Raw genomic sequence first — 11,570 nt, 5'->3', positions numbered from 1 at the left:
CCGATATTGCCAGCGCCCCGCCAAAGGTAAACTACCCGATGCGGAAACCAATTGTGGTACACTACGGAAATCCGCCGCTTTCGTTTGGCCTGACACTTGCAAAACGATCAGGTTGGCATCATCGACGGCCACCGGTTCACATGTTATCTGAAAACCAGCATCTGTTTTCTTTAAAGACGTGCCGTTAAACCAGGCTTTGACGTCGGTTCCCTTTGCGGCAGCTACTTTCAACAACAAAGGTTTGCCCAACATCCACTGTTGGGGAACGCGGACCACACACCGATACCAGCGGCTTTCGTTCGCTTTCTCCCCCTTCTCCAAACCGGGAAGTTTTACTACAGACCAATGCGGGGCTTCGTGAACCGTGACTTTTTCGGAAAGTGTGACATCTGCCGGATCAAGACCGGCGGCCCAATAGATTCCATTCGCCAGCAGCCGCAAAAACTCAGGCTGTTCAAAATCACCCGGATGACCCAGCGATGTATAAAACGACTTGCCGCCACCTTTCCGCTGAAATGTCCAGGCGACCGGTTCTACAGGTGCGCCTTTAATTTTCCCGGTCATTAACACCGTTGTGTTTTTCGCCAGCGGTGAGACTTCATATAGAGAATAGGCTTGCGGAAAGGGTTTATCGGGAATCCCCGACAGAATCGGATTTCGCTTTTGAGCTTCGTTAATCGATATCAGCGACTTGGCGTCGTTAGCATGATGCCCGTGATAATTACCGCCAAACACAACGGCATCAAATTCCGGCCAATCCGCTAACCCCTGGGCTGGCTGTTTGCCTCGTAACGAAAACGCGTGACTGGCTGTGCGAATGCCAACCACAGGTTTTCCGGATTGAACAAACTTGCGAATCGCCTGCATCGCTTTTTTTGGCAACACGCGACGACGAACGCTAAACAGCACAACATCGGCGTCATCAATCACTTCGATTCCCGGTATCAAATTACGATCTTTGTCATCAGCATAAACACTACTCACCCGAAAATGTTTTCCTAAATATTTACTGGCAAATTCGGGCAATGATTGATTGGTCTCATACTCGGCCTCCGCCATCACCATGAGCAGATGCGGACGTTGATCGTTCTTATATTGGAACGGTTTGCCACCCAGAATCTGATCGCTGGTAATCGTCGGACAGATAAATTTTTCGATATGCGCGAAAATCAGATCATTACCAGTATAATGACTGACGTAAGGCCAGCTTTTCGGATTGTACATCGTGTCGGTCATGTCCCGCACAAGCACAACATTCTTCCCGTTCTTGGCCAGCTGTCGCAGACCGAAGGGGCGACCCAGCACACACATATTGGTATGCACGCCCGTAAGAATCACATTTTTAATGCCACGGCTTTGAAGAATATTCCAGACTTCATCACCTTTATCACTGATAAAATCTTTCTTGGCGTTGATCGTGATCAGGGGAGACTGACTCTTCCAGGGGAGACCGGGGTTGCGTCCCAATGATTTCAGTTTCTTCGCCCACGCTGCATGCTCTACCGGATCATCGTCTTCTCCTCCATCGGATTGATCGATGGGATAGACGGCTCGTTCTTCACTCGGAATTTTCGAACACCAGTTTTTAATGCCGGCAGGAGGCTGCTCTTTCTGGGAAACCTGCATCGCGCGATGACGTGCGGGATGCCCCTCATACGCGGCCATGCAATCACTGGGAGAATGAATAATCGTAACGCCCTGCTCACGAGCTGTCTTCAACAGCTTATCCAGACGCGGTGCAAACTCTCCGAGTCGTCTGACGGCATTCAGACAATGATGATAATCCCAGACATCGCAGACAATGATTGCCGTCTGTGAAGGATCCCAGTTTTCAGAACGGTGCAAACGATGATAGCGGCCGGAATCTTTACTTGTTTCCTGTTGATAACGCAGTTGTAATTTCAAATCCTCAGCCGAGACAGAGGTTATCGAAATCAATACCAGACTGAAACAGGCAGCCAGTTTGAGAAAAGCATTCACGTGGAGTCTCCTGGTGGCAGGCTTTAGGATGTAACCATAGACGTCGATCTGCTGACAGCATCAACAGGTTCTCCATTTTATAGGGGCACTGTACCAGAACAAAAGTCTCAAAGCGAAAAACAAAAAAACCAGCCTGAAAAGAATGTTACTTTTCAGGCTGGATTCAAGAATGTACCAGATTCGTGATTATTATGATTTCAGCGATGAGACTCAGCGGAACGACGATATCGCTGAAGCTGATTTTCAACCTGCTGAATTTTGTCTCTTTTCTGCTGATTAGTAACAACGGCTTTATGCGAAGTTTGCGAGAACGAAGCAGGACGTCTAAACCCAGACTCTTCCGGCTGAGACAAACCCGATTGAGGAACACTCGCAGAGCGTGGCAGACTGCGACTAATGCGTTTACCTCTTGTATTTGTTTTCTGTTGCATTTGTGAAGTGCGATCCAGAAATTCTTCTGGCTTGAATCGCGCTGATGTCTGCTGCGGCTGGTTACCTACTTCGTTTGAAAGATAAGACACAAACTTTGAGCTGGCTTTGTTAATGATCACCACGCGGCTGGCTGACTTCGGCTGATTCAACGGACGAATAATGCAAACGACTTCCGATTCACCGGCTTGCTTTAAAGCAGCCTGCAATTGAGAAAGATCAGGATTGCCAGTTGTAGCAGACGTTACTGTCCGAGCCGGCATTGCACGTTCTAGAAATTCATCCAGCAGTTCCTGATTGGTTTCCGCACGCGCCATCTCGGGCATTTTGGGTTCAGGATGACTCGGTTGAACTTCAGGCTGCTGATAGAGGGCGCTCAGCTTCGAATCATCCAGTAATTTGTGAATCACTGGCAGCCCCGCATACAAACCACGCTGGTCTTCCTTATCAACCGCAAAACAGACACCCACCAGACGACCCGAACGATCAAACAATCCGCCCCCCGATCGTCCCTGCACGGGCATCCCCGTACATTCAATATTGTCGGGACCCAAAAATCGGTTGAGCTCGGTTACTTTAATTTTTTCCAACGTCGGCAACTCACCACCATTACAACCAATGCTGGCAACCTGATCACCGGCCTTAACCTGATATTCAATGCTGGCAACTTTCGCTGCAGGAATGGTCGCTGAAGTGGGAATCGTGATCAGTCCGACATCTGCTTCCATATTATAACGAACCAGAGTTCCCACATACGTTTCGGGTTTGCCTTCCTGAAAGACATCCACTTCAATCACCGAATCGTTTTTTAACTCACTGAAAATGTGGCTGCAGGTCACAATTAATGTCCGTCCAACAGCACTGTGAATAATCGTTCCAGAACCCAGATCCATCCCCTTGCGATCTTTCACACGAATCCGAACTGTACTCTCGCGCCAATCGTTGACCGTCGGTTGCGACACTGCTTCTACACTACGATCACTGGCTGATTCGCCAAACTGAGCCCGGATCACAGGTTCTTCAACAGGCACCGATTCGTCAGCGTCTTTCGATTTTCCAAAAAAAGGAATATTAAAACCCCGCGATTTCTTTTCTGGTTTCGTTTGATTCTGTGCCAACTGAATGGGTGGTTCTGCAGACGAACTCGATTTCCGCTGATTATCAGCAAAAATCACCTCATTAGATTTGGCAGGCCGCGGCGATTCGGCGCTGGGTATACGTGCCAGCATCCGTCTCAAATTACTTTCAGTCGTCGATCCCACAGAACGCGCCACTTCGCGACCCTCGATGACCAGAACAAATGCGGGAATACTGGTCACCTTAAAACGCCGAGCCAATTCCGGCTCTTGATCCACGTCCACTTTTTTGATCGAAAAACCTTCACGTTTGAGACGTGAAATCAACGGACTCATTTTTTGACAGGGACCACACCACGTCGCCGTAAAGTCCAAAAGAACTCCCTTCGGTGGCGCGGCACTGGCCGTACTGGCAAAAATAATCAATGATAAAAATGCAGTTGTCGAAAACTTCATCTACCAACTCCTCAATAAGGTTGGTTGAAACGCGTATCGCGTTACTGAATCAGATAAAGGGGTATAGACTTTATACTCGCACCGTGAACTTGAAATAGTTCGCAGAACAGAGCAGACAACCGGTCCGGTTGTCGTATGCAGAGAAGCAGAGCAAGGAGAGAAAGCTTCAATCCCCAGAGGAGCGATAAACTGCTTGCGACTTCTCTTATTCTGAAGAGAGGCGACAGTTCGAAAATTCACAGCCCGTTTGAACGAATCAAAGGGTGATGTATGTGAAAATAGCTTCACTATGCGGCTTCCATGCCATTAGGTTGTTTTTGGATAGATTAAAAAGGTGGAATCAAGCCCGGTCTTCCTGACCATCTGCTCTCATCGATTTGAATTGTCGGTTCCGTACCTGAAAGGTTGTATGTTAAAGAAACAGGATCGAAATCCCATTTGGGACAGGTCATTTAAAAATAAGCAGCTTACATGCCATAAAGGCAATTTATTTTGCGAAATATTCGCCAGAACGCGTAAATACATTAAAGAGTATTCTTTGTAAATAGAATTTTCTCTGGAACCTTTTACAATCTGCTCTCACAGAATCCATTTTGATGGATTTATTGCAAGGCATTGTAATTTTTACCTTATTTTTCAGACTTTTTTGCAAAGACAACAGGAGAGCGGTTGCGGAGTCAGGACACAGCAAATGCGGAAGATTTTCGCAGGGCAGTCAAACTGGTTGTGTACTTTTCTGTTCTGAAACAACTATAATGTCATAGCGATTCTCCTCAAAGCACACCCGGAAAATCGTGCTTTGTTAACATTCACTTATCTAACTGATATATAATGACTTACAACCCTGCAGAGAGATCTCGTCTTTCTGATTTTCATCCCGCCTTAAATACTGTGACCGAAACACTCTCTGAATCATCTATACATTTATACTGATGGGCGAATTTGCCAAACACAGTTTGACTTCAAAAGAAGTCCTGAAATTCGCTGATTCGCTTTTAGTAGTTTACAGAATCGAATTAGAAACGCTTATGCCTCAATCACTTGCTCAATGGAATCCCATGAAACAATTCTGCTCACCCTGCATGATGCTCCTAATGCTCTTCTCAACAAGTTGTTCAAAGCAGGAAGAGATCACCTCTTACACTGTTCCGAAGAAAGCCACCGGTAGCAGTCCGATCGAATCGGACAACACAGCGGCACCCGCGAAAGAAGTACGAATGCTGGCAGCGATATTGCCCGGCAGTCCACAAAACTGGTTTTTCAAAATGACAGGCACCCCCGATCAGGTCAAAGCTGAGTTCGAACCCTTCGTCGAATTTCTCAAATCAATTACCATGAAAGCGGGGAAACCTGCATGGAAGCTCCCGGAAAACTGGGTTCAGGAACCGGGAAGTTCAATGCGTTTTGCCACGCTTAAAGTGAAAGACAGTCAGCCCGCGGTCGAATTGTCAGTCATCCCCTTGCCTGCCAGCGATTCGCTGGAAACAGATTTGCTCTCAAACATCAACCGCTGGCGCGGTCAGGTCGGCCTATCCAACATCACAGCCAAAGAAATCAAGGCCGCTTCCGATACGCCCGCCCTGGATACCGAATTGTTTACTCTTAAAGACCAAGATCAAAGTCTGACCGTGGTCAGTTTAAAAGGGTTGATGGCCGGCAATCCAATGAGCCGGGCTCCCTTCGCTTCAGGAATGAGAGTCGGCGCTGCAAAACCTACTCCCAGCCCCGCCCCTAAACCTGCTACCTCATCCGCATTGAAGTATGACACCCCCAAAGGCTGGCAGCCGGGCCGCAGTGGCGGAATGAGAAAAGCGGGCTTCAATATCACAGCAGGAGACGAAACCGGAGAGGTCACCGTAATCGATCTGGCCAAAGCCGCTAACCCTTTATTGCTTAATATCAATCGCTGGCGCGGACAAGTAGGACTGAAAGATATCTCAGAAGCGGATCTCCCCAAAAATTCCGAACAATTAAAAGTCGGCGACCTGGAAGCCACCTATGTCAAACTGATCGGACCGGAAAGCGCAAAACCACGCAAAGCGATTCTAGGTGCGATTCTTTACCGAAACGAACTCGCCTGGTTCGTCAAGTTTACAGGTCCCGCGAAACTGGCCGAGCAGGAAGAGACCAACTTCAAACAGTTTCTTCAATCCATCCGATTTGAATAGTTCGCGACAAGAACTAACTTCACGATACAATATATTGAGTTTTATTTGCAGGAAATCAACATGTCGACAAATACAATTTCAGACAAATCCAGCGAATTTGCCGCACCAGATATTGATTCCGGTTCCGACAATTTCAATGAGCTGTTCCTGAATTTCCTGAAACCCTTTGCGTCTCTGAGACTGACTGTAATCCTGTTTGCAATGGCGATTTTCATCATCCTCGCCGGAACACTGGCGCAAGTCAATAAAGACATCTGGGTCGTCATTGATGAATACTTCCGCACCGGCATCGCGCGCATTGAACTCAAAATTTTCTTTCCCCCTTCGTTTTTTCCGAACCTCAATCAGGCGAATATCCCCGGTTTCTTTTACTTTCCCGGCGGTTGGCTGATTGGATTTCTAATGGGCATCAATCTGTTCGCAGCGCACTTCATTCGCTTTAAAGTACAAGCGAAAGAATCGCAGCGGATCTTAGGCTGGGTTATTATTGGTCTAGGCATATTCATAACCTGGATAGTAATTTCCAGCGGTTCGAATAAAGAAGGCTTTCAGGAAACTCCTCTGCTGAGCTGGTCTGCTTTATGGACGTTAATCGAAGTAGGGATCGCAGCATCGATCATCGGGGGCATCTGGCTCTTTTTTCAGATAGAATCACTTCGCAAAGTCGAACGCGGGTTGATCGCAGGCGCCACGCTGCTACTAGCCTGCCTGTTGGCCTGGTTTCTGTCTCAAGGAGATGCGGCACGCTTCAGCGATTCCTCAATGCGCATTCTCTGGCAGTTAATCAAAGCAACCTTTGCCGGTGTCGTACTGCTCGCAGGTTGTATCATCCTGTTTAAAAAGCGTGCTGGCATTGTGCTGCTACATGGCGGCGTAGGATTAATGATGCTCAGTGAATTGATGGTCGGCACAATGGCCGTCGAAACACAGATGACGATTTCTGAAGACGAATCGGCGAATTACGTGCATGATATTCGTGAAATCGAATTAGCCATCATCGATGAATCTGACCCCAAAGAGGATCTGGTTACCGTCATCCCCAAATCGATCTTACTTGAAAAACAAAAAGAGGTCGTTTCCAGCGACAAACTCCCCTTTGATTACGAACTGATCAAATTTTATCAGAACGCCTCCCTCAGGAAGATTTCCTCTTTAGGCCCCGAGGAAAAAAAACTCGCGGAGAATCCCGCCACAAAGGGTAGCGGCATGGATTGGATTGCCTTACCCGTTCGAACCGCATCAGGTACCGATATGGGCGGCGCTGTCGACACTCCGGCGGCTTACATTAAAATTATCGATAAAAAAACATCCGAGTCTCTCGGCGTCTATCTGCTCAGCTTGGTAATGGGCCTACAGGATTTCGGTGAGCAGGTGACCGTCGACGGTAAACCCTACGAGCTTTCCCTTCGTTTTAAACGCACCTACAAACCGTATACAGTAAAACTGATTGATGTGCGGAAAGATGATTACGCCGGCACTCGAACGGTTATGAATTATTCCTCTGATATTCAACTGGTGGACCCCACAACCAGCGTCGATCGGGAAATTAAAATCTGGATGAATAACCCGCTCCGCTATAGTGGCGAAACGTTTTATCAAAGCGGCTATCACGCCGACCCCGATACAGGTAAGGAAATGACAACGCTTTCGGTCGTCACCAACATGGGCTGGATGATCCCCTATGTCTCCTGCATGATTGTCGCCGTAGGCATGTTATATCATTTCATGATCACTTTGCTGCGGTTTCTCGCAAGACGCGAAAAACAGAGACTCGAGCCGACGGCAGTCGCTAATTTTGAACAACCCGATAATGCAGAAGTTGCCCACTTGAAAGATAAACAACACTTTAAAAACATAATGAATAGATTTCTGATCCCCGCTCTCATTCTCGTCATCTTTGGCGGCTATCTGATGAGCAAAGCCCGCATTCCCAAAACACCCTCGAATGAAATGAACCTGTACGAATTCGGGCAGCTCCCCATTCTCTACCAGGGTCGTTCCAAACCCATCGATACATTGGCCCGCAACAGTCTGCGAATCATTTCCGGTCGACAGGATTTTACAGTTGAATACGATGAAGATGGCAAAATTGTCACATCCAAAGCAAAAGAGAAAGCAGACGAAGAGGAAGCGACAGCAAAAGATACAAAAGATAATTCAGATTCTAAAGTAGCTAAGCAGGAGAAGAAAAAGACGACAACCAGGAAAGTTCCCGCCATCAAGTGGCTGCTGGATACGATTGCCAAACCCGAAGAATCCTTTAAATACAATGTCGTTCGTATCGAAAGTCAGGAACTGCAGGATACACTCGATCTTAAGAAACGTAAGGGATTCCGCTACTCGTTTGATGACTTTATAGAAAAACTTCCGGAACTTTCCAAACAGGCTGCGCTGGCACGTCAGGCGGGCAAAGGGAATGCCAGTTTATATCAATCTCAAGTCCTCGATCTGGAAAGTAAAATCGGGACGATTGATTTAATAATCCAATCGTTTACCCCTCCGAATATTCGCCCAGAAACGGCTCGTGAAGATTTAATGCAAGCAATCCGCCGTCATGGGGCGCTCGATAAACGTAATCCGCCCCGGGCCATTCCACCGGGAGCAGAAGGAGAAGACGATAATGAATGGCACACCTATTCGTATGCCTGGACTCGCGATCTTGTAAAAGCCAGTTTCTCTAAAGATAAAGAACATCAAGCCACACAAGCCTGGACCAAAATCCTGGTCGCCTATTCCAAAGGCGACGTTCAGGAATTCAATAAAGAAGTCCGCAACTATCAACGCTGGCTGAATAAACATCAGGCAGCATTGCCTCAAACAGATCTCTCAAAAATTGATTACGAAGCATTCTTCAATCATTTTGAACCATTTTATTATTGTTCAGTGTTATATCTGATCGCGTTCGTGCTGGTCTGTTTCTCGTTCCTGTTCTGGAATAAGCCGTTGGGTAACGCCGCTTTCTGGATCATTGCGCTGACATTCGCCGTACATACGTTTGCTTTGATTTCCCGAATTTATATCTCGGGCCGCCCCCCTGTTACCAACCTCTACTCCTCTGCCGTCTTTATTGGATGGGGGGCTGTGGTCGCGGGCATGGTTATCGAACGCATGAATCGACTGGGCATCGGTAATTTACTGGCCGCGGTCGCCGGTTTCTCCACATTGCTCATCGCTCACATGCTGGCCGGTGATGGCGACACAATGACAGTCTTGCAGGCAGTCCTGGATACCCAGTTCTGGCTCGCAACACACGTGGTCTGTATCACACTTGGCTATGCCGCCACCTTTGTAGCCGGAATGCTCGGCTTGTTCTATATCTTGTGGGGAACATGTACCCCAAGGATGACGGCGGACGCCGGCAAAGAAGTCATTCGCATGCTGTACGGCGTACTCTGCTTTGCCATTTTCCTCAGCTTTGTAGGAACCGTACTGGGTGGTCTCTGGGCCGATGATTCATGGGGACGCTTCTGGGGATGGGACCCCAAAGAAAATGGCGCGCTCATCATCGTTCTCTGGAACGCACTCGTCCTACATGCACGCTGGGGTGGCATGATCAAAGATCGCGGTCTAGCCATGCTTTCCATCGGCGGGAATATCGTTACCAGCTGGTCATGGTTCGGCGTAAATGAACTGGGAGTCGGCCTGCACTCTTACGGCTTCACCGATGGCGTCTTGATGGCACTCGGACTGTTCATGCTCTCACAATTGGCAGTCATTGCCCTTGCATTCCTTCCACAAAAACTCTGGTGGAGCTTCAAAAGACGCGAGGTCTGATTGAAAGGGAAAGTCGAAAATCACTTCGTTTCCAACCATTCTTCAGGTCGAATGGGATTTGTGGCAATCCAGATACCTCTCGTTGTTCATCTGCAAGCCAGGGAAGATTAATCACGCACACTAGCCTGCAAATTCACCCTACTCCCCCTAACCAAAACCGTAGATATCATCGGTAGTGCTTATCGCAAATACCGCTTCAGCCCCACATTCTGTTATGACGAAAGATCTTATAAATCTACGTCTAATTCGGAATGGATTCCATGAAACACTTTTGCCTTGCTTTACTGATTGCCCTCTACGTACCAAGTACGCTCCTCGCCCAGCCCCTTGATCCGGCCTATGAAGAGCCTGGTTTCGAAAATGAAAACTATGGCGGCGATGCCTCTGAACTCTTCGGCGATTCGGCCTGGTTCGGTCGTTATCGACCCCACTTCGGTTACCGCTACGAAACAGGAGACACCGTCGGACGCATCGGAGGACTTTCATCCTTTGACGCCTTCTTCCCACTCCTGGAAGGGGAAGACAGTAGCTGGTTGACCTTCATCGACGCGCGGCTCCTACTAGGTGACGATAATCATAATCTGGGTTCGAATGTAGGTTTTGGTGCCCGCCAATATATTCCCGAATATCAGCGAACCATCGGAGCTTACATTTACTACGATACCCGCGATGCAGGGTATGCCACGTTCGATCAGGTCTCCGGGGGAATTGAAACGCTCGGTGACATCTGGGACGCAAGGCTCAACTGGTATGTCCCCACAGGTCAGACACGCAATCAGTATGCAACGACTCATACCAGCGGTGGTGGTGGATATAAATTCATAGGCCATTATCTGACCGGTGGTACTTTTACCCGTTACTATCAGGCCGCCATGAAAGGCCTCGATATGGAAGCGGGGGCCAAATTTTATTCCAACGAAAATATGGACCTTCGCGCTTATGCGGGCTGGTACCATTTTCAAGCCCAAGGCAGCAAGCAGGCCTGGGGTTGGAAATCCCGGATCGAAAGCCGCATCTCGGATATGGTCTCTCTCAATCTCAGTGTGCAGAATGACCGTGTGTTCGACACAACCGTCAACTTTGCCGTCGGCATTCAATGGCCCAGTATCACAGGTTTGCGAGGAGGTCCCCGTTCCGATCTGAAAGCCAGAGATCGACTGGGCGAAAGCCCCGAACGACTTCGTAGCATCGTTGTCGCCAACCAGAAAATTGAAGACCCCAATGGCGGCTTGATCATCGATCCGACCACAGGATTACCCTATTACTTCATGCACGTTGCCACCGGCGGCAACAGCGATGGTTCTTATGAAGACCCCTATGCAACGCTCGCAGCCGCCTTTGCTGATCCACGCACACAACAGGGTGATGTCATCGTCTACGATCACCGTATCGGTATGGAAACAGGCGACTTTACTCTCGCGGCTAACACACAGGTACTCTCCGAAGGACCAGCTCAGTTCATCAATTCGCAATTTGGATCACTTCAACTGCCTGATTCCAATTCCGGCGTAAACTCACAAATCACAGGTAGCTTCACACTGAATAACCGCAGCGTGTTCTCCGGCTTTGATATCACGACAACCGGCGCCGGTTCTTCAATTATCGCTAACGGCGTGGGCGACCTGATGGTCTCTAATCCGATATTTCCCATTTGGGTTGAGCCAGGAATCGATCCAGGCTCGAATCA

Annotated in this window: 5 protein-coding genes; 3 read left to right on the top strand and 2 right to left on the bottom strand. The window is 48.3% G+C overall.

Going from position 1 to position 11,570, the window contains the following annotated elements; all coding sequences use genetic code 11:
* Together Q0668_RS06015 and Q0668_RS06010 are read right to left on the bottom strand one after the other, a co-directional pair.
* Positions 1 to 1,980: isochorismatase family protein (locus Q0668_RS06015; RefSeq protein WP_298861306.1), on the bottom strand; the 1,980-nt coding region annotated here is incomplete at its 3' end.
* A 197-nt stretch (positions 1,981 to 2,177) separates the two neighbouring features.
* On the bottom strand, positions 2,178 to 3,941 hold the full coding sequence (locus tag Q0668_RS06010) for a trypsin-like peptidase domain-containing protein (RefSeq protein ID WP_298861303.1): 1,764 nt from the start codon (positions 3,939 to 3,941) through the stop codon (positions 2,178 to 2,180).
* 1,094 nt (positions 3,942 to 5,035) lie between these two features.
* Between Q0668_RS06010 and Q0668_RS06005 the strand changes: the two genes are divergently transcribed.
* The 3 genes from Q0668_RS06005 to Q0668_RS05995 form a co-directional block, all read left to right on the top strand.
* Positions 5,036 to 6,109 (top strand): hypothetical protein, encoded by a 1,074-nt coding sequence (locus tag Q0668_RS06005; RefSeq protein ID WP_298861300.1) that lies wholly within the window; start codon positions 5,036 to 5,038, stop codon positions 6,107 to 6,109.
* A gap of 60 nt (positions 6,110 to 6,169) precedes the next feature.
* Complete coding sequence (gene ccsA / locus Q0668_RS06000) at positions 6,170 to 9,883, top strand: cytochrome c biogenesis protein CcsA (RefSeq protein ID WP_298861297.1); 3,714 nt, start codon at positions 6,170 to 6,172, stop codon at positions 9,881 to 9,883.
* Positions 9,884 to 10,143: 260 nt separating this feature from the next.
* On the top strand, positions 10,144 to 11,570 hold a 1,427-nt coding region (locus tag Q0668_RS05995; protein ID WP_298861294.1), incomplete at its 3' end, for an inverse autotransporter beta domain-containing protein.

Origin of the sequence: uncultured Gimesia sp., assembly GCF_937910335.1 — a bacterium.
In the GTDB taxonomy this organism is placed as follows: Bacteria; Planctomycetota; Planctomycetia; order Planctomycetales; family Planctomycetaceae; genus Gimesia.
This window is presented reverse-complemented; position numbering and strand designations above follow the sequence as displayed.

Excerpts from the sequence above, each read along its gene's own strand:
- Q0668_RS06010 (WP_298861303.1), bottom strand. The coding sequence starts at position 3,941 with ATGAAGTTTTCGACAACTGCATTTTTATCATTGATTATTTTTGCCAGT.
- Q0668_RS06005 (WP_298861300.1), top strand. The coding sequence starts at position 5,036 with ATGCTCTTCTCAACAAGTTGTTCAAAGCAGGAAGAGATCACCTCTTAC.
- ccsA (WP_298861297.1), top strand. The coding sequence starts at position 6,170 with ATGTCGACAAATACAATTTCAGACAAATCCAGCGAATTTGCCGCACCA.